Source organism: Pseudomonas sp. FG35, from assembly GCF_057809295.1.
In genome coordinates, this window is sequence record NZ_JBMDJR010000004.1 from 184,241 (window position 1) to 204,674 (window position 20,434).

At 58.4% G+C, this 20,434-nt stretch carries 11 protein-coding genes; 6 read left to right on the top strand and 5 right to left on the bottom strand.

The features are described 5' to 3' along the window. The first annotated feature begins 136 nt into the window (after positions 1-136). Genes ACODTD_RS09985 through ACODTD_RS10010 form a run of 6 tightly spaced genes read left to right on the top strand, consistent with a single transcriptional unit; the run spans position 137 to position 6,859 of the window. Positions 137-862: an RDD family protein gene (locus ACODTD_RS09985; protein WP_011335668.1), complete on the top strand. Its 726-nt coding sequence runs from the start codon at positions 137-139 to the stop codon at positions 860-862. Then, a complete protein-coding gene (locus ACODTD_RS09990) occupies positions 859-1,836 on the top strand; it encodes a stage II sporulation protein M (RefSeq protein ID WP_201816269.1) in 978 nt (325 codons plus the stop codon). The genes ACODTD_RS09985 and ACODTD_RS09990 overlap by 4 nt, the downstream gene beginning before the upstream one ends. Beyond that, positions 1,823-3,367: a DUF4129 domain-containing protein gene (locus tag ACODTD_RS09995; protein WP_489104792.1), complete on the top strand. Its 1,545-nt coding sequence runs from the start codon at positions 1,823-1,825 to the stop codon at positions 3,365-3,367. Before ACODTD_RS09990 ends, ACODTD_RS09995 begins: the two co-directional genes overlap by 14 nt. Beyond that, positions 3,364-4,530, top strand: a complete 1,167-nt coding sequence (locus tag ACODTD_RS10000) for a DUF4350 domain-containing protein (RefSeq protein WP_489104793.1) — start codon at positions 3,364-3,366, stop codon at positions 4,528-4,530. Before ACODTD_RS09995 ends, ACODTD_RS10000 begins: the two co-directional genes overlap by 4 nt. Then, positions 4,527-5,528 (top strand): AAA family ATPase, encoded by a 1,002-nt coding sequence (locus ACODTD_RS10005; RefSeq protein ID WP_489104794.1) that lies wholly within the window; start codon positions 4,527-4,529, stop codon positions 5,526-5,528. Before ACODTD_RS10000 ends, ACODTD_RS10005 begins: the two co-directional genes overlap by 4 nt. Further along, positions 5,525-6,859 carry a DUF58 domain-containing protein gene (locus ACODTD_RS10010; RefSeq protein ID WP_489104795.1) on the top strand — a complete coding sequence of 445 codons (1,335 nt, stop codon included), beginning with the start codon at positions 5,525-5,527 and terminating at the stop codon, positions 6,857-6,859. Before ACODTD_RS10005 ends, ACODTD_RS10010 begins: the two co-directional genes overlap by 4 nt. 26 nt (positions 6,860-6,885) lie before the next feature. On the opposite strand, the gene ACODTD_RS10015 is transcribed toward ACODTD_RS10010, so the two are convergent. The 5 genes from ACODTD_RS10015 to ACODTD_RS10035 all read right to left on the bottom strand — a co-directional run bounded on the left by ACODTD_RS10015 (position 6,886) and on the right by ACODTD_RS10035 (position 20,367). Continuing rightward, positions 6,886-7,869, bottom strand: coding sequence for an Ig-like domain-containing protein (locus tag ACODTD_RS10015; protein WP_489104796.1), 984 nt, complete (start codon positions 7,867-7,869; stop codon positions 6,886-6,888). A gap of 75 nt (positions 7,870-7,944) precedes the next feature. Beyond that, the gene (locus tag ACODTD_RS10020; protein ID WP_489104797.1) at positions 7,945-8,901 is read right to left on the bottom strand and encodes a hypothetical protein; all 957 of its coding nucleotides are present in this window, start codon (positions 8,899-8,901) and stop codon (positions 7,945-7,947) included. Further along, a complete protein-coding gene (locus ACODTD_RS10025; RefSeq protein ID WP_489104798.1) occupies positions 8,894-12,616 on the bottom strand; it encodes an Ig-like domain-containing protein in 3,723 nt (1,240 codons plus the stop codon). The genes ACODTD_RS10020 and ACODTD_RS10025 overlap by 8 nt, the downstream gene beginning before the upstream one ends. Continuing rightward, on the bottom strand, positions 12,609-16,682 hold the full coding sequence (locus tag ACODTD_RS10030) for a Tc toxin subunit A-related protein (protein ID WP_489104799.1): 4,074 nt from the start codon (positions 16,680-16,682) through the stop codon (positions 12,609-12,611). Before ACODTD_RS10030 ends, ACODTD_RS10025 begins: the two co-directional genes overlap by 8 nt. 55 nt (positions 16,683-16,737) lie before the next feature. Next, entirely contained in the window at positions 16,738-20,367 is a 3,630-nt protein-coding gene (locus ACODTD_RS10035) for a Tc toxin subunit A (RefSeq protein ID WP_489104800.1), read from the bottom strand. Between the last annotated feature and the right edge of the window lie 67 nt (positions 20,368-20,434).

Here is a 20,434-nt window from a genome sequence, read left to right on the forward strand (position 1 = left end):
CGCCGTCGCGGCCAGCACCGCATCATTCAGTCACCTTTGGTTGAAGGATGTGTATGACATAGTGATGTCGTTTCCCCCCGAGAGACTGCTAGCATCGGACGCACTTGCATCCCGATCCGGCAACATCAGGTAGCCCATGCTCGAGACCACAGCACCGCCAAGGAAAGCACCGCTGGCCCCGCCACTGGACACGCGGCACCAGGTCGAAACGCCGGAAGGCATCGATCTACCGCTGCGTCCCGCCGGCCTGATGGTGCGCGCCGTGGCATTCACCGTCGATCTGGGGTTGCGCGGGCTGATCCTGGGACTGCTTTTCATGTTGCTGGCGCTGCTCGGCAAACTCGGTATCGGCCTGGGCTCACTGCTGTTGTTCGGGGTGAGCTGGTGGTACATGGTGCTGTTCGAAGTACTGCGTCAGGGTCGCTCGCCGGGGAAACAATGGATGGGCCTGCGGGTGGTGCACGACGATGGCACGCCAGTCGGCTGGCCGGCCTCCCTGTTGCGCAATCTGCTGCGCTTTGTCGACCTGATGCCGTTCGGCTATTTCCTCGGTGCGATCAGTTGCCTGCAACACCCGACCTTCAAACGCCTCGGCGATATCGCGGCCGGCACGCTGGTGATCTACAGCGAACGCCCGCTCAAGCGCCCGCAATTACCCGATGCCGCCCCCCGTCGTTCGCCGATCCCGCTGACCCAGACTGAACAACGTGCCCTGCTCGCTTTCGCCGAGCGCCAGGGCGAGCTTTCGACGGCACGGGTCAATGAACTCGCTGCATTGCTCGCTCAGCCGCTGCACATCAGCGCGCCGAAAGCCGTCGGTGAGCTCAACGGCATCGCTCGCGGCCTGTTGGGGCCGACATGAAGCAAAGCCTTTTCGAATCCCGCCACAAGGCTGAATGGGAGCGTTTCACGCTTGCTCTCGAACGCCTGGAACGCGGCAAGGGCACCTCGCAGGTGGCGGAATTTCCCAAGGCTTATCGGCGCCTTTGCCAGCATCTGGCCCTGGCGCAGGAACGCGGCTACAGCAGTTTTCTGGTCGACTCCCTGCAACAGCAAGTGCTGCGCGGTCATCAACAGCTTTACCGGCATCGCAGCCGGATCGGCGCGGACGTGCCGGGTTTCATCCTGGCCGGTTTTCCACAACTGGTGCGCGCCGAATGGCGCTTCGTGCTGGCCGCCGCCCTGCTGTTCTTCGGCAGCCTGATCGGTTTCGGGGTGCTGGTGTATCTGAGTCCCGAATTGATCTACAGCCTGATCCCGGCCGAGCAGGTCCGCGAGATGCAAAGCATGTACGACCCGGTCGCCGGCCACCTCGGGCGTTCGGCCGAACGCGCGGCGAGCGAAGACTGGGTGATGTTCGGCTACTACATCATGCACAACATCGGCATTGCTTTTCAGACCTTCGCCAGTGGTTTGCTGCTGGGAGTGGGCAGCGCGTTTTTCCTGTTCTACAACGGCCTGATAATCGGCGCGGTGGCCGGGCACCTGAGTGAAATCGGCTTCGGCCAGACCTTCTGGTCATTCGTGATCGGGCACGGGGCATTTGAACTCAGTGCGATTGTTCTGGCCGGTGCGGGGGGGCTGAAACTGGGCTGGGCGTTGATTGCGCCGGGACGCCTTACACGAATCGAGGCGCTGCAGATTGCGGCGCGCCGGAGCATCCTGCTGATCTGTGGCGTGATGCTGTTCCTGTTGATCGCCGCGTTTATCGAAGCCTACTGGTCGTCGCGCACCGGGGTTTCGCCGCAGACCAAATACCTGGTCGGCGCCGGGCTCTGGCTCTGCGTGGCGCTCTATCTGCTGTTCGCCGGAAGGACCCGCCATGCGCCTGAGTGACGCAACCGTGGCAATCCGTCCGCGCACCAATTGGGAAGCCATGGACCTGGGCGTGCTCATGAGCCAGCAACATCGGCGCCTGCTGATGACCAGTTGGGCCATCGTCACCCTGCCGCTGTTCGCGGTGCTCAGCCTGCTGTTGTGGGATTCACCGTCACTCGCCGTGTTCATCTTCTGGTGGCTGAAACCGGCCTACGAACGCTTGCCGCTGTACATCCTGTCCAAGGCGCTGTTCGGCGAAACACCCACCTTGAAACAGGCCTTGCGCCAATGGCCGCGCCTGCTCAAGCCGCAACTCATCGCCAGCCTGACCTGGCGCCGGTTCAGCCTGAGTCGCAGCTTCCTGCTGCCCGTGCTGCAACTCGAAGGCCTCGACGGCACGGCGCGTCAGCAGCGCTTGCAAGTACTGCTGCAACGCAATGCTGGCGCCGCGCAGTGGCTGACGATCATCGGCGTGCATCTGGAAACGGCGCTGTGGATCGGCCTGATGGTGTTGTTCTACCTGCTTCTGCCGCAGCAGGTAGAAACCGATTGGGACTGGCAAAGCCTGATCTTCGCGGCGGACCACGAATGGCGCTGGCTGGAGCATCTGACCAATACGTTCTATGCGCTGATCCTGATGATCTGGGAACCGGTGTATGTCGCCTGCGGGTTCAGCCTGTATCTGAACCGCCGCACCGTCCTCGAAGCCTGGGACATCGAACTGGTGTTCCGCCGCTTGCGCCAGCGTTTGAACAGCAGCGCAATCGGCTTGCTGCTGGTGGTATGTCTGCTGTTGCCGGGGTTGCCCTCAGCCTGGGCTGCCGAACCTGCCACTGCGCCTGATGCACCGCGTCTGTTGAACCAGCCACTGACCAGCGAGGCATCCCGCAACAGCATCAAGGCCTTGCTCGACCAACCGCCATTCAAGAACAAGGAAACCGTCACCCGTTATCGCTTCGGCGAAGATCCCGCTGCCGCCGAAAAAACCAGGGAAAGTGAAGCACCGCAATGGTTGAAAACACTGCTCGACTGGCTGGATGGCCGACACCTCGACGGCCTGGCCAAGGCGATCGAAGTCGTGCTGTGGGGCGCGGCGATCGCCGGGGCTGGCTGGTTGATCTGGCGTTATCGGGATTTTCTGCAAGCATTCGTCGGCCGCCGTCCGCGCTCGCCCGAAGCGAACAGAAGACCCTTGCCACAACAAGCCTTCGGTCTGGATCTGCAAAAGGAAAGCCTGCCCGATGACATCGCCAGCCACGCGGAACAGCTCTGGCAAACCGAGCCGCGTGCGGCATTGGGGCTTTTGTACCGGGCACTGCTCAGTCATCTGCTGCACGATTTCAACCTGACCCTGAAACCCGCCGATACCGAAAACGAAGTGCTGGCCCGGATCGAACAGTTGCAACGTCCGGATCTGCTCACTTATAGCCGTCACCTCACCGGCCATTGGCAAAACATGGCCTACGGGCACCGCGTACCGGCGGCACATCTGCAACAGGAATTGTGTGATGGCTGGCGCTCCCTGTTCGGCCACGGAGCCGCCCGTTGAACCGGCGCGCGCTCTGGCTTCTGGGCGGTGCGCTGATCGTCGCCCTGCTAGCTGTGCTGGGCATTTATCTGTACCTCAAGGCCACGCCTTACCAGGCCGAGGTCGATCACGGCCCGTCTCCCGCTGCGCAAGCCAACCCTTATCTGGCGGCGGAGATGTTTCTGCGCGAGCGCGGGATCGACGTCAGCCATGCCGAAAGCCTTGCCGTGCTACCTGAAATCGATCCGCGCCAGCACACGTTGCTGATGTTCAACGACCGCTCGAAAATGACTCCGCGTCAGGTTGACCAGGTATTGAACTGGGCCCGGGCCGGCGGAAGGCTGGTGTTCGTCGCCGAATCGATCTGGAATGAAAAGACCGGCCAGAGCAACGACCTGCTGCTCGACCGCGTGCAACTGCGTCAATCCTTCAGCAAGGATCTCAAGGATCCGCCGCCGGATGCCGCCGAAGACCCGTTCCCGAATCTGACCAAACTCTATCTGGAAGACGAAGACGCACCCGCCTACGCCGGATTCGACACCGCGTTCCACCTCGACGACCCGAAAAACCTCGCCCAGGCCTGGGCCAATAGCGCGAAAGCCACGCACATGATGCAACTGGCTTTCGGCCTCGGCACGATCACCGTGGTCACCGATGCCGATCTGTGGAAAACCCCGGCGATTGCGCAGCACGACAATGCCTGGCTGCTCTGGTACCTCAGCGCCGACACCGCCGTGACCTTGTTGTACAACACCGAACACGACGGTCTGCCGACCTTGCTCTGGCGCTATTTCCCGCAAGCCATCGTCGCCTTGCTGGCGCTGATCGGTCTTTGGCTGTGGCATGTCGGCGTGCGTCACGGTCCGGTGCAGGCACCCGCCCCAACTGGTCGTCGACAGTTGATGGAGCACCTGCGCGCCAGTGCCGCTTTCGTCCTGCGTCACAACGGCCAGCAGACCTTGCTGCAAGCGTTGCAGCAGGACGTCCTGCGCCGCGCCCGTCACCGTCATCCGGGTTTCGACCAACTGAACGTCGCCGAACAATGGCTGGTGCTGTCGCGCCTGACCCGCCAACCGACCCGTGCCATCAGCCAGGCCTTGAGCCCGGCACCGAACCGGCGCATGTCCAGCGCCGAATTCTGCCGTCAGGTCGCCCACCTGCAAGCCTTGAGGAACACGCTATGACCGAACACATCGAACCCGGCTCACCCAGCCACGTGGCCCAGCAACGCCAGCGCGCCAGCCAGTTGGCCCAGGCGGTGCGCGGCGAATTGCAGAAGGCGCTGATCGGCCAGAACCCGGTGATCGACGATGTGCTGACCGCGCTGATCGCCGGCGGTCACGTGCTGCTCGAAGGCGTTCCCGGCCTCGGCAAGACCTTGTTGGTACGCGCCCTGGCGAAATGCTTCGGCGGCGAGTTCGCGCGCATCCAGTTCACTCCCGACCTGATGCCCAGCGACGTCACCGGCCACGCGGTATACGACCTGCAGACCGAACAATTCAAACTGCGCAAAGGCCCGTTGTTCACCCACCTGTTGCTGGCCGACGAGATCAACCGCGCCCCGGCCAAGACGCAAGCCGCCCTGCTCGAAGCGATGCAGGAACGTCAGGTCACTCTCGAAGGCCGGGCCCTGCCGATTGCTCAACCGTTCATGGTGCTCGCCACGCAAAACCCGATCGAACAGGAAGGCACTTATCCGCTGCCGGAAGCCGAACTCGACCGCTTCATGCTCAAGGTGCGCATGGATTACCCCGACGCCGATCAGGAGCTGGACATGGTGCGTCAGGTCAGCCGTTCGACCCGCGCCGACATGCTCGACGTGCAACCGCTGCGCACCGTCCTGCAGGCCAAGGACGTGCAAGCCTTGCAACGCATCGCCAGTGATCTGCCGCTGGACGAGCAAGTGCTCGATTACGCCGTGCGCCTCGCCCGCAGCACCCGCACCTGGCCGGGGCTGACCCTCGGCGCCGGGCCACGCGCCTCCATCGCACTGGTGCGTTGCGCCCGCGCCCGGGCCCTGTTGCGCGGCGGTGAATTCGTGATTCCCGACGACATCAAGGGCTGCGCACTGGCGGTGTTGCGCCATCGCGTACGCCTTGCGCCGGAGCTGGACATCGAAGGGCTGCAAGTCGATCAAGTGCTTCAGCAACTGCTCGACCAAGTACCGGCGCCGCGCCTGTGAAACCCTCGCGCCTGCTGTTGATCTGGCTGGCGATCCTGCTGGCCATCGGCATTGTGCTGGGCGCGTTGCAGGCGCTGGACGTCGAGGTGCCTGCGAGTCTGCTGTCGATCAACTGGGGATTGTTGCTGGCGCTGTTTGCACTGAGCCTGCTGGACGCGCTGCGCCTCAAGCGCCTGCCCTCGCCCCGCGTGAAACGACAGATGCCCGGCAGCCTGGCCCTCGGTCGTTGGAGCGAAGTGCGGCTGGAGGTCGAACACGACTTCCCGCAACCACTGAAGATTCAAATCTTCGATCACATCCCCGATGACCTGGACTTTGAAAACCTGCCACTCGCCACCGAGCTGCAACCCGGCCAGCGCAGCCTGATCGGCTATCGCCTGCGCCCGCTCAAGCGCGGCCACTTCAGCTTCGAAACCTGCGAGCTCAACCTGCCGAGCCCCTTCGGCCTGTGGTCCAGCAAACGCCTGCTGAACATCACCGACCAGACCCGCGTCTACCCCGACTTCGCCCGCCTCTACGGCGGCCAACTGCTGGCGGTCGACAACTGGCTGAGCCGGCTCGGCGTGCGCCAGCGCCAACGCCGTGGCCAGGGAATGGAATTTCACCAACTACGAGAATTTCGCGAAGGCGACAGCCTGCGCCAGATCGACTGGAAAGCCACCGCCCGCCATCGCACACCGATTGCCCGGGAGTACGAAGACGAGCGGGATCAACAGATTGTTTTCATGCTCGATTGCGGGCGGCAGATGCGCAGTCAGGATGGGGAGCTGTCGCATTTCGATCATGCGTTGAATGCATGTTTGTTGCTGAGTCATGTGGCGTTGCGGCAGGGGGATGCGGTGGGATTCATGACCTTTGCCAGTGATCAGCCGCGGTTTATTGCTCCGGTCAAAGGTGCGGGGCAACTCAAGGTGTTGCTCAACGGTGTTTACGATCTGGATAGCACACGGCGTTCGGCGGATTATCCGGCGGCGGTGAATCAGTTGCTGGCGAGGCAAAAACGCCGGGCGTTGGTGGTGCTGGTGACCAATGTGCAAGGTGAGGACGATGGTGAATTGCTCAGTGCGGTCAAACAATTGATCCAGAAAAATCAGGTATTGGTGGTCAGTCTGCGGGAAAAGGCTCCTGATCTTTTGCATCATGAACCCGTGCAAACCTTCCACAATGCACTGTCCTATTGCGGTACTTTGGACTACCTGAACGCAAGAGCCGCTACCCATGACCAATTGAGCGCTCACGGACTTCCCGTACTGGATACGCGCGCCGAAGAGTTGGGTGCCAAACTTGTGACGCGCTATCTGGACTGGAAGAGATCCGGTGTGTTGCAGTGACCATTCGACCCTGAAAAATAATCTAATTATTCAAGCACGCGGGATCGAACAACATTTAGTGGTGCGGATTTTTCCGCTACGTGATCCGGGCTATGGACATGAGCCCAAATATATACAACTCCCGTGACGGCCCCAGTCGCAAGCCAACGAGTTGTTGCCCGGCCGTTTGAATCCGTATAGCTGACGTCGAACTCATATCCATTGAATGTCCATTGGACTGTTCGCCCTGCCAGCGGCTGCAAGGTGTACCAGTCTCGTACAAACGCTGCAATTTCCGCAGTCTGTCCGACCGGCAGTTCGAAGGGATACTGTGTCATCCTTTCAATACCTGCACGCCGAAGTTCTTGAACAACAATGCGCAGGGTCTTTGTATCGTGTGAACCAGAAACCAGAGTGGCTGTCAGGTCGTACTCTCCAACGTCTGGTACCGCAAATCTAACGGATGCAATGCCATTCTCATCTGTGATGGAATCGGGCAAGGACTTTCCCCCGTAAGTCCATTTCAGGGCGATGCCTGATTCGGGCTGACCGCTGGGAGAAGCCAGCACCACTGCCTGAGCATTGATTTCATACCCGGCATACGTAACAGCTTGATCACAAGTCAGTGAGTCAATGATCAGATTTTCGATTTTCCCTGAAATTTCCGGCGAATCAGGCATGTCGACGTAAAGAGGCATTCTGAAAAAGATATGGAAAGGGCCAGGGTGCGCGTGCTCCGTTGAAAGGGTCCATATCAAGCTGCTGAACGTATCCGGATCCCGCACCATTTCAATGAGTTGTCCTTCTGGAGGAACAGCTTCAATGCCACTCACATCGCCGCTTGGCACGAAATGAATGGCAATAGGTGACTCGGAATCACCAATCAAATAGCTGTCATCAAATTCCAGTTTCAGTTGATAACGCTTGCCTGAGACCAGATTCAATACCAAATCTTCCCATCTCTTTCTAATACCATCGAGATGAGGTCTGAAATTAGCGCGCCAGGTCGAAGACAGTAAATGCTTGGACATTTTCCATACGCCTATCAATAAATATCCGCTGAGCTTCCGGGCCTAAAAATCATGCCCACATGGAGATTCTTTCCATCATTCAGCAGCTAAAACTACAAATGATGAAGACGCGCTGCTTTCTGTCTGGGCATGCATATGAACCGATATCGTCCCGGATCCGCTGTGAACAGGCGTGAACGTCATACGGATGTTTCCCCAACTATCCGAATAACTCTTACCGATCACTTCTCCATCTACTGCCAAAACAACTTGTATGCCTTCTATTCTCGACATTGCAAATCGATCCTGAGCCACCAGGCTTACATGAATGGCTTCCCCAAGATGTAACCTTTTTGGTTCGATTGATGCTCCATAAAAGGTTGCATCCGGCATCGGCAGCCCCGTAATTTTCTGCGTCCTTGAGTCGGAATCTCCCGAAGGCTGAGCCACTGCCAAAGTATGGTCGCCCAACTCGACAGTGAAAGTATTTAACGCTTTGCCATCATTTCCCGAAGTGGAGTCTGGTAAAGACTTCTCCGCATAGCTCCAATTAAGCCTGACCCCTGGCACAGGTTGATTGCCGGGAAAAGCCAACATGGAGGCCTGAGCATTGATTTCGTATCCAACATAAGCCTCAGTTCGATCGCAACTAAGCGAATCGATAAATACGGCCGCAACTTCCCCTGGAACCGGCGGTGAAGGCGGCATCCCAGGATACAAAGGCATCTCAAAATGCAGTTCAAACGGTGAACCGGATGTCTTGTGGGCACAAATATGCCAAGTCAGCTGAATAAGCCCCTCTGCCATTTCGACCAGTTGTCCGAAGGGAGGATCACACACCAATCCCAATGACTCCGCGTCCGGCTCACAACACAACTTCAGAGGAGACTCCGGATCGCCAATCAAATAGCTGTATTCAAACTCCAGCGTCAGATCGATGCATTCTCCCGCCACCAGATGCAAATGCAGGTCTGGCCATCTCACTTTTTCGCCATTCACGTAAGGTCTGAAATTTTGCAGCCAGGTCTGAGAAGAAACAGATGAGCTAGACATTTGGCACCATCCTGAATTCGAGATATTTTCCTGCCCAACCAGCAAGCCCACCCTCCACGGTCGCTTCGAGAAGCGCACGGTTCATGTTGGGCAGTCTGAATTCCACCTTCGCCTTTCCCACACCGTCCGTCGTCGATGGTGGAAGGACGAGATCCCAAAATGCCCATTTGACTTCGACGTTCTGCAGTGGCTGGCCATTGCGCGCCGACACCACCAGAATCTCTGCTGAAACTCTTGTCCCAACAGGACCTGAAGTATTCGGACTGGTGAGCGACGCTATTTCCCGTGGTTCCAACAACTCATATGGGAGCGTAACCGACTGCGAAGTCGCCCCCGCCCCCACGGAGCAAATCACAGCTGACGGACCAGGAACTTTCGGGACGAACCGCACGTTCGCATTCCCGTAATAGTCAGTGACGGTGGTAAAAGTCTCTCCGTTTTCTCCTGAGCAATTGACCTCTACACCGACCATCGCCTTCCCGCTTATCGACGAGAGAACCCTCACGACTCCAGCAAACGCGTCTCCCCAATAAAGAATCGGGGCGGCACGATTGGCTGTACTGATCGTCAGCACCTGATCGCCTTTCCCCACCGACATATGCATCGGCGGCGACAGTCGCACCAGCCGCTCGGCGGCGAGGCATAGTGCGCAGCTGCCGTCCTTCAGATCCTTTACGGAGAACGGAATTTGCCAAGTACCGTTGAATACTCGCGCCAACCCAAGTGTGTTGGCCGGGACGAAAGCGATCCCCAGCCCGGCAGGCCCCTCGCCGCTCATCCCCAGGGTCAGCGTGCGTCCGATCAAGGCATTGCCAACGGGTGCCGAAACCTCAAGTGCATGCTCCGACTTGCGGCGCGGGAAGTAGGTGTTTGTCCCGAGCGGATGTTGGGGCAATCCGTCGAAAGCGGACAACATCTGCTCCCAGGGATCGACTCCCAAGGCATTACACTCTGTCGAGCGCGACTCTTGAAAGTCGTCAAAACGGCTGATGATCGAACCTGTGACCGGATGCGCTCCGGGGGATTTCGGTGCATACGCAAAGCCGCTTTTACCCTCGTCATCGGTCTTGACTTCAACCCTTGTACCTTCGGCCTCCCATGTCACCGTCGCACCTGCAACCGGTTCACCGGAAAAATGAGAAACCACCCAGGCCCAAATCCACGCATTGTCCATCCCGACGACAGGGTCTATCGCAGGACCGCGCAACTCCATCAGCCTGAGCTTGTTGTGATCCAGCACCATAGGCGTGGCAGTAAAGGCAAAACCAAGCTGAGGCAAAGACAAGGTCAGCATGAATTGGCCGGCTACCGCACTGAGAAAGTCCAGCGCCCATATCGCCCCGCCGGCGTCCAGGCGCTGCGGCCGGTCCAGTGCAGGGGTTACCGTTGCACCCAACTCGGCGGCAGACGTTCCCGTCCACTCCAAAAACAGGTTCAGCCCCAGCAATGGGCTGAGCGCATTCGGTAAAGCGTTGAACTGATGAAGCGCACCCAGGCAGGGGCGTAACGGTTGACCGGTCAGTGGTGCGAAAACCTGATCGAGCAGCTGGCTCAGCTCTTCCTTGAGATCCAGGTGCATCAAACGCCCGGACAACTCGCGGACACTGGACTCGCCTTCACTATGCAACTCGACTTCGAACGGCCGGCTTTGACTGGTGCCTGCCTGAGAGTAAAGCGTCCATTCGACACCCTCGAGGAGCAGCGTTTTGGGTAACCCGAGTTCACTGATGGTCAATCCGATCAAAGGATCCGCCTTGCGCCAGTGCAGGCTGATATTTTTCCCGATCCACGGGCTGGCGGCGTTCGGCAAGACTTTCAGGGTATGGGTCTGTCCACGGCGGCAGAGCAACCCAAGCGTGTTGCGCTCGACTTCATCGCCATCAAGGAAAAACCTGACGTGGCTTTTCCAGGGGCTGGTCGCAACTGCCGGGATGACAAAAGTCCTTTCGACCGGTATGGCGTCCGGGTGCGCCTGGATCTGTACAACAACCGAATGGTTTCCGGCGCTGGGCGGCTGCCAGTTGAGGCTGGTCCAGCCACCTGCGCCTGTGGTCGAAACGACAGTGCTCCCGCCCGGCAACAGCCACTTGACCAACGCTCCCTGAACCGGATCACCGCCGCCATCCGCCACCAGATGCAATACCTCGACCTGAACGGTAGCACTTTCATTCTCATCCACGACGCAAGTCTTGTCCGCCTCGCGCACACTGCCAATTTCGATCTCGTTGCGTGCCAGCCGCATGCTTTTATATGGCGATGGCTTGAGCAGTTTTGAGCAGATCAACCGCACCTCGAACCGGCCGTCCAGCTCATCCGCGTTTGTCATCGTCCAAAGCACTTCACGAGTAGGCGTTACCAGCACATCTTCCTTGATCGCCGGGTTGACGACGACCTTCAGCTGCTCTTGGGAATCGCCCTCCCATTCAAGCGACAGGGTCGTTCCCACCAAAACATCTGGCACCGTGACCAACAGCTGATAAGGAGAACCCCGATTTGGCCATCCGGTCTTTAACGCCCAAGGATCTGCCTTGTCAGCGACTACGGCCATGACCTCCGACCAGGGGCTCTTCGCCAATACCTGCACTTCCAGGCTCTGCGTCACAGCACCCGAGGCGTAATAAAGGCTCGCGACCGAGGCGATGACGGTGAAAAATCCCGCGGAGTCCGGCTCATAGTCGAAGTACGCCCAGCCTCCAGCATCGGTGTCCGCCGCAACCTCAATGGATGTCCCGACCACGGTCCAGGTAACGGTCAACCCTTCAAGTGTTTGGCCCGTGTAAAACGATCCCACCTGCACACCAAACTTGACGCTTTCGTTGTTCTCAAGTACCGGAAAATAAGCCGCCTCCTGCACTTGCAGAAATTTCAATCGGTGATGCCACAGCGAAGCCGCCAACCGATAGGGTTCAGCGGTGTACTGGTTGAACAGCGTGAGTGTCATCGAGTGCGGCGCAGTCAGGTCGAGCGGCGGACAACGCAGCGAACGATGCCCGTCCAGCGGATGATCAGCCGACCAGTCAGGATCGGCGACGATCGCCTCCCGCGGATTGTCGTCAACCTCCAGGGAGTAATCGGTACCCTGCCAGGTATTGCCGTCTGCGACATAGAACTTCAGCTGATGGATCCCAAGGTCCTCCGCCCCCAGGCACAGAGGCACCGGTGCGGTCGGCGGGTGTGACTCCTCGTCGAGGCTGAAGGCCTGCAACACCAACGGCTGCAGGTGTAATTCGATGGTGATGTCAGTGAGGTACAGCAACAAATGATAGCCATCAGGCTCACTTGGCGCGCTGGTCACACTGAATGTCAGAGTGGCACCCGCGCGGAACGTCGAATCCAGCGCAACCTCGTACGGGACCGGCTCAAACGCCAGCGGCTGTTCTTCGTCACTTTGGCGGCCAGGAGGAATCGGAATCTCCAGCGGCGGCATTCCCTCGCTGTTGATGCGTACAAAACCTGTGCCGGTATGACGCGATTCACACAGAAACTTCAGGACATAGACCGCGTCAACGCCTGGATCCATGGGTGCGACGATTTCCTGGCTGACTGAGGCCGCATACCCGACGGACAATGTATTGACTGGCAGGCCGTTGTAATCCTGTCTCACAACCTGAACCCAGGGACTGCCTCTCGGATACACCGTCCAATCGGTCAAGATCTGACGGAACGACCCATTTTTCACCAGGCTCTGGTTGGCGAGTACATTCTGTTTACGCATGTCTGCCCGCTCCTTTGCGCTTTTTGTTTTTGTCGGGTGCCTCGGCCAAGGTCACCATGTCCTCGACCTGACGAATGAAGGTCGGCTCGCCCGCCTTGGCGGTAAAACAGATCTCCAGAATGATGTCCGTCAGGGAATGCAGGATGGAGGACTGTGGTTCCTTCAGCGGCCAGGGGAACTTCAACTGCCAGCAGGAGACCGCTCCGGTGTTTTCGAACGGATTGAGCAAGCCTTCGTCGGGTTTCTGACTGGTCAGGCCGTTATCGGCCACTCCCGTCGATACGACAATCGACTGGCCGGCAAGCAGGTTGATCAACACATCGGAAGGCGCCACGGAACCAGCAGGGGCATGTAAGTGCGCGACCGATTGCGCTGTTGCCTTGGTCGCGATCTTGCTGCTGATCTGCACCAGCGTTGCATGCACATCCTGATAAGGGCCTTTCACGACGGGCAGATGGACCGCGACCGAACTGATCTGCCGGCAGTAATGCCCCGGATGATCGCGATCGAACCGCAATTGGGTCAGGCAGAAATCCAGCGATCCCGTTGACGTCAATTGCGCCAGTGCGTCCGACCAGCTGTAAAGAGCGAACTGAGGATCAATGGTGTCATCGAACAATTGGCGCAGGGATACCGTCTTGCGCAGCTCCAGCCGCCGCTGATAACGCTGCATGTAGTCACGCTCCAGGCCCAGCAGCCACATTCGCAGATGCTCACCTGACGTCAGACCGTGACGAGCATCCTGCCAGACCTGAGGCAGGGTGCGCGGTGAATCGTAATCGCCGGTCTCGGCGCTCATCGATGCCTGCGCACTGAGACACTGGGCGACAGCCGCATCGTGAACCTGATAGTGCAGCGCTTTGAGCTGTCCCAGCATCCATCTGAACAGCTCGGCCCTGGTCGCGCGTTTTTTGAGGAAGTTGAAGATCGTCAATGCATGGGCATTGGCTCGCAGGGTCTGCTCCACATTGGTCTGAGCCGCCAGGACCGATTGTCTCTGCGCGCTGATCTGTGCATCCAGCGCGCGGACTTCCGCAAGTGCCAGTTTGCGCTGCAGGTCCCAATCATTGCGGCGGCGCCGGTAGGCTTCGGTCGTCGCTTGTTTGTCGGCCTCCATTTGCTTGACCGAGGCGGCAACGCTCAGCCCGAACACCACGGCATCGGTGATTTTATCGACCCTGTGTCCGCCGTTCGAAAATCCAATAATGTTGGGTAACGCGGCAATGGCTGCGCCAGCCGGCTTGATGCTGGAAGCGACGAGTGAAAGCGATTTCGATAACTGAATCTTGTCCATCACCTCGTATTCGACCGCCGAAATGTCTTCGACATAGAGTCGGTCATAAGCGTCGGCACGCTCCTGTGCCACGGCTTTGCTCTGCTCCAGCGCAGTGACCTGCAGACGTAACTGTTCGAGGGTCTGCTCCTGCATTTTGTGAGCAAAGTCGCCCAGCTCCACCAATTGCTGTTGCTGGGTTTCCTGCAGCTCAGCCTGGTCCGCTCGCTCCATCAGATTCAGGACCTGCGCACCAAACTCCGACAACATCTGCGCAGCGCGCATTGCGACCTCGAACGAGACACGCCAGCGGAAGGGGATGACTTTCAATCGCCCCCCCATCGGCCTTGGCGCACCACTGCTCCCGGCAGCCAGATCGCGCATCAGTTGTCTGGGATCTGCGGCCGGAGAGTACAAATCAGTGAGCAGTGGCGTACCGTCGATGCTGCGATTGCTGCGCAAGTTACCCAGGCGTACGCCAGGCAACGCGTAAAGTCGAAGCAGCTGCTCATTGAGAGGGTTTATGAAAATTTCCGAGCCGAGCAATCCTGAACGGGCGTCGGCATCGGTGGCCAGCGGAAAATCCCCACGGCTGAACACCAGTGTCTTTTCAAAGGCCTCAAGCCTGGGTCGCGATTCGCTGGCGGACAAAAGGGCGCCGAGCTTGATCGATTGCCAGCGGTTCACTGCGCGAACCGACGGTGCCTTGCCCATCAGAAACTGAGCATGGACGTAACACAGTTTGGCCGCTGCCAGGCTGTCTCGGGTCAGTTGGCGATAGAGCCAATCCCCCTCTGCAATCAATGTCTTAACGTAATCGCAGAACACCAGAATCCGGTAGTGCCTGGGCGCCCCATAAGAAATGGCATCGGGGTCCATCGGATTCCAGACTTCATGTCCACAGTTGCCGTCGTTGATCAACGGCCGGCATCGCCAGTACTGCGGTCGTGGATTGTCCACGGGCGGATCCTTCGGGTCGGCCGGCCCATTGGGATCGAACAGGTGCCGGAGCCAGTCGAGCGCTTCCTGAAAACGCTCCTCATCGCGCAGACGCGTGGCGATCAGATGCACCATATGAAAAAACAGCTCCCAGAAATGTCGGCCATTGGCACTGTCGAACATACCGTTTGGCTCTTCGAACGGCGTACTCGAAGGCCCCGGCTCCTCCAGGAACTGAGTGAACCAGTCCAGCACGTTATCGACGGAAATGCTGGCAAGCGACACCAGTTCGGGGCCGAACAGCGTATTGAGCCGGGTGAACTTGAGCTCAAGATGCTCCTGGTTGAACGATAGAAACTGCGCCGCGTTCTGGGTGTTCTTGAGCAGGGTCGGAACGACGAAATCCGTCAGATCCTTGACCCGGACCTCGAAGCGTTTGATCCCTTGGGCGGCACTGCCAAATGTGAAGACAACCGGTTGTGTCCAGTAACCCTTGGGGCGAGTAAAAACCTGCGTAATGGTGTTCCAGCCGCCTGCCCGTGGATAGTTTCCGGTCAGTGGTTCAGGATCAGTGGCACCCCGGTCTACCAGGGTCAGCGTCAGGGAAACGTCGGCTCCGGAAAGCCCCGTCAACCAGCAATAACCCTGAACCACCAGCACATCATCCGTGTCGACGCTATGAGCCGTGGCGTGCAATCCCAGAAACCCCGTCAGATCGCCTGCCGATGAATCACTGGCCACCACCCCCGGTTGATTCATCAGCGGATGTTGAATCATTTCAATGCCAGTGAAGCGCTTGCTCGCCACATGCTCGAGCCATGCGCCATTGTCATGAGGGACCGAGCGCAAGAACACATCATGCACCGAGCTCTCCTGGATGGCGCCGTTGCCCGTGGTCAGCAATACCCCGAGTTTGCTCTTGGGATCCTGATAATCAGACCGGACAGTGGCGATCAGCCGGGCGCCAACCGGAGAAGTTCGTTCCGCAAATTCCCGGGTGAGCAACGTCGTCGGCGGCGACCACTGATCGTTCTGGCGCTTGAAGGCCACGTAAATGTCCAGTTTGTCGGGTAGAAACTGATCCTTCTGCTCGACCCTGTCGCGCCAGGTGGCCCATACGATACACAGTCGCCTGTTCCAGACCACTAGCCGCATATCCAGCACCTGTACGTCAACAGGAATATCCACGGGCAACTGCTCACTCCAGGCTGCCGGGTTCAACGCTTTTTCTTTGGATCCGATTTCAACCTCGGCCTTTCGCCAATAGTATTGGCGCGGATCACTGCGTGTACGACTGACGAAATAATATTCCGCCAGTTCCGGAGACTTTCCGTCCATATAGGCACTGACCATTTCCAGATCGCAAATTTTCACGAACTCTTCAAGATACGTCTGCATCGCTGCCTGAACGCTGTCAGTCGTGAGGCGTGCCTGGTTCAAGTCGTTTTCAAATGTTCTGAACAGACTGGTCTTGCCAATACGCACAGCCGGGTGAGCGACGTTTTCCGGGAAGGTCTGGATCATCTTCACCGCCGCCCAGGTCGAGTAGTCGTCGGAGTAATTCCACGCTTCCAGATCCTTCTTCTCGAATTCGACGTCCTCAAAGCCAGGCTCGAGTTTGTGATACACCGCGCGAATGTACTGCTGCACACAACTCACCGCTTCGGCGACCTTGGCGCTTTGCACCAGATGGCTATCCCGAGGATCCATCCGAAGAAGTTCCAGGATATCTTCCGCCGTATTCAGAAAGGGGTACTTTTTGACGTTGTCTTTGCGGACTTGCCCGATGGCGTACGCGAGCAACGCCTGACGACGCTTTTCCTGCAACCCGCCAATGTTTCCAATCGATGCCATGGTCTTTGCTCCTCAAGCAATCATCGTAAATTTCACGCCCAGCGAGCGACCCGACTCAAGCCGGCGGCAGGAAATGGATCGGTTGGAAAAAAGCGCCTTTATCACTGCCTTGGCTGCGGACCTCAAAGGTGAACGTTCCACCTTCCGGCGCATGGACAAATACTTTTGTCAGCCCTTGCTGATCGGTGAAGGATTGCCCCGATGGCCGGATGACGGCCGACTTGCCTTCATCCCTTTCGACAGGAACGGCGAACCACTCTACGAGCTGGTTTGCCCCACGGTTTTCGAATTCGTCCCGCAGCTCGGCGTACAACTGCACTTCCTCGCCCGGAGCTACGCTGGCCAGCGGAATTGCGGACATCAAGGGGCCTGGGAAGTACAATGTCGTGGCGTCGGGAACAACCCGAATTTCGGTCGTGTCGACCGGACTGAACAGATCCATCCAGAAGCTTGGCACATCGATACCCAGCACCTTGCCTGGAATGAACTCGGCCTTGAGTACTCCCTTATCATCGGTGACCTTTGTCTCGATGGTGCCGAGGCTGGCTTGCCAGTACACCCTGATGCCCTTCAGTGGCGCTCCGTCGGCATCCTTCAGTGTCACGGTGAAGGTGATTTTCGCTCCCGGTTTGTTGGCCACGACCTCGGTGTTGTCCACCCCGTACGTCCTGACAACCAGTGGCTCCACATCAAGAGCAAACTGCGGATCAAGCGTTTGCGTTTCCGACTGGCTCAACAGCGCGTGCTCGGCCGCTTGAGCGTAGGCCGTCTTGTCAATCGCCTCCGGCAAGCTGCCAAGCATGAAAATCGTCCGGGCATCCATACCGGTGTGCTCCGCCAGCGTGCGGATGCGCATCAACAGATCCAGTTGACGCAGGTTTTTCAGAATCTTCAGGGATGGATCGATGTGAACGACGCACTCGCGCACCTCCTCGACGCTCCAGCGAAAGAAACTCGCCAACTTGATGTAGCCGGCTTTCTGGGCAAGCCTCAGCGAATCTCCGGCGATGTTGCCTGGCAGATTGTCGACGGCACGCAGATAATCCAGCAGTTCCTGCGCTGGCTGCTCGCTCATCTCGAACGCACGGGTGAGCGCCGTCAGGTAATAGAGCGTGCTCATCGAGAATTCGTGTTTGCTCGGCTGTCCGAGCCAGGCCCGATGACCATAATCCAGATAGTCCTGTAGCACGGTGGCACTCAGCCCCAGTGCTGTCACTACCCCACTCAAGCGTTGTACATTGGCCAAAGCCTTCAGCAGCGGATCCACTTCGACGAAGCGCTCGCTTCGGACATTTTGCGGGTTCTGCGCGACTCGATCGGAGACCTCGCGCAGCAGTCGATAGACCGTGGTGTCGGCCCAGGTGAGAACCCCTATTACCAGCTCGGAAGCAAGGCTGGTCAGTACGGCCAAAGCCTCCTTGGCCAACGAGACTTGCGCCTCTCTGGCCTGCAACAGAACACCCAGCATTTTTTCGACGATGGCGGCGCGCAGCTCGGGAGCCATGACCGGGAGACCATCCTTCACTGCACGGTCCAGTCGCAGGCGAGCTTCGATCAGGTATTGCGACTCGCTCCCGGCGAAAGCAAGCACCAGGCCATCGGCATCGGCCAGCGAAGCCAGGAAATTGAGCCAGTTTCCCGCAGGCACAGGCGGCACGTCGGCCATCAGGAATCCGGCATTGGTCAGCAGGGCCCCTGGCAGAAGACTTGCGACTTTGTCAAAGAATTGCAGCTGCGCTTCGGAGGCCGTGCCACTGGATTGGGGTTCTGCCACCATCTGCAACATCCCGAGTACCGGCAGGTTGCGATCCTTGCACCAGCCTACGCACGAATGCAGCGCATAGATGAGATTCAAGACATCCGGCGTTTCGCCCGGTCCGGTATTGATTCTTGGCAAACCCGCCAGCCCGTTGAGCCAGCTTTTCTCCTTTTCCATCAAGGTCAGCATCAGCACAATTTCCACCGGTGTGACACTCAGCAACCGCGCCAGCTTCACCAACCGGTAAAAGGCTGAAACGACCGCAGGCGTACGTTTCAGGTTTTTGCCAAGTCCCATAGCACCGGCTATCGCAAGTGCCAGGTAACCGTAGGTCGACAGATCGATCTGTAAACCGCTGCACAATTGAATGACTGTCGAGTCGCTGCTACCTACTTCGGGTATCGCCGGAAAATCCTCGCCATCGAGCATGAAGGGCTGGCGATAGTCACCCTGCCCGTTGAACACCTGATCGAACAGCGAGCGTTCGCCGCCGATTCCATATACCGCTATCTCATCCAGGAAGACGGCAAAGTCCAGCGGTTTACATCCATACCTTTCACGCAGCAGTTGGAACAGTCCCAGTGCATGCACCACGTTAGGGGTTATCCACCATTGTCCGGCCTTCGCACCACCTCGCACTTCTGCGCGCATGGCGGCCACCAGCACGGTATCCACCTCGAAACTGGGCAGGTCCAGCCATTTATCCAGACGCACCTTGCGGTTCAGTCGATCGTAGGATCCGAAACCAGCTTCACTATCCGGATCAATCGTCAGTGTTTGACGCAAGCTGGCGTCATCTTCAATGCCGATAGGCGGGTCGGTTGCGGCGTTTACGTAGACTGCGCCGAAACGTGCGCTTTGCGGGCCTGGTGGCGGCTCATCCGTGAATGTCACATTCGCGGAACGCACGGGTGCAAACGCGCGGAACGATAGAAGGGATTCAACGCCGGGGACATCGAGTGAAGTCCGCTCGCCGAAAAATTTCAACTGATTGAGATTCTGATACTTATCGGCATTATCCGAACCGTAGTTGGCGTTGAAGAAGGCTTCCCGGTCAGCGAAGGCTGGTGGCTCCTCAGTCAACAACGTTCGCTGGTAAGGCCCCAGACGCGATGCATGGGCCAGTGCACGGCCGGCATCGTCGTCCCAGCCGCCCGCTTGCAGAAAGTAAGGAAACCGCTCGTCAACCATGTGCGCGAAATTACCCATCGACATGCCCAGCTGCCGGGCTATCGAGTCGACGGTGACCCAATGCTGGAAGTAAGGCAGTTCATGGGGGTGGCGCGCCTCGAGCATGGCGTCTACCAGATCGGTCACTGCCCCGTGTGTCTTGATGAACGTTTCCAGCACAGGGTTGATGATGTCGACCGCAGAGATCAACTGATAAACCGCGTTGAAATCAACATCCAACAGTTTCAGGTCGGTGCGACGGTTGTGCAGAAGGTAATCAGCCTCGGTGTGCCCGACACTCTCGATACGCTTGCTGACCCACTGCAACAGCTCGACCAGATAGGCCACAGGTGACCACCTGCTTTCCAGCGCATTCGGTGGGCAGGAACTGTCAAATTTCGGGTCGAACAATTCCTCGAAAGTGGGTCCCCGAACCATTGACAGCAGCCCGCTTGATGAGGCTTCTTTCAGCGTTTTCCCGGTTTTTTCCTGCTGGCCGCCCGTCAAGGTATGCTCGATGAACCGCCGCCTGACGTAGATGGCCATACTGCTGGCCTGGCGCAGGAACGCTTGCGCATCTTCGCGACTCATCTGGTAATCCTTCACCAGACCCGGAATGCCATTTTCCACCAATGGAAAAATCGACCCCCCCTGGCTCAGATAGGCTTGCAGACCAGGATATTTTTTGCGGCGCGCTCGTGTAGGGAACAATTGTTCATACATTTGTTCGGCAGGGCGTTTGCGGGTCTTGGCCATGGTGCGTTTCCTTGCGGCAAAAGACATCCCAACGACCCGCACTTGTTGTCGGGTCATCTGTTCGGTT

Bases quoted from the DNA above. Each gene is read 5' to 3' on its own strand.
- ACODTD_RS09985 (WP_011335668.1), top strand. From the start codon at position 137: ATGCTCGAGACCACAGCACCGCCAAGGAAAGCACCGCTGGCCCCGCCA.
- ACODTD_RS09990 (WP_201816269.1), top strand. From the start codon at position 859: ATGAAGCAAAGCCTTTTCGAATCCCGCCACAAGGCTGAATGGGAGCGT.
- ACODTD_RS09995 (WP_489104792.1), top strand. From the start codon at position 1,823: ATGCGCCTGAGTGACGCAACCGTGGCAATCCGTCCGCGCACCAATTGG.
- ACODTD_RS10005 (WP_489104794.1), top strand. From the start codon at position 4,527: ATGACCGAACACATCGAACCCGGCTCACCCAGCCACGTGGCCCAGCAA.
- ACODTD_RS10015 (WP_489104796.1), bottom strand. From the start codon at position 7,869: ATGTCCAAGCATTTACTGTCTTCGACCTGGCGCGCTAATTTCAGACCT.
- ACODTD_RS10020 (WP_489104797.1), bottom strand. From the start codon at position 8,901: ATGTCTAGCTCATCTGTTTCTTCTCAGACCTGGCTGCAAAATTTCAGA.
- ACODTD_RS10025 (WP_489104798.1), bottom strand. From the start codon at position 12,616: ATGCGTAAACAGAATGTACTCGCCAACCAGAGCCTGGTGAAAAATGGG.
- ACODTD_RS10030 (WP_489104799.1), bottom strand. From the start codon at position 16,682: ATGGCATCGATTGGAAACATTGGCGGGTTGCAGGAAAAGCGTCGTCAG.
- ACODTD_RS10035 (WP_489104800.1), bottom strand. From the start codon at position 20,367: ATGGCCAAGACCCGCAAACGCCCTGCCGAACAAATGTATGAACAATTG.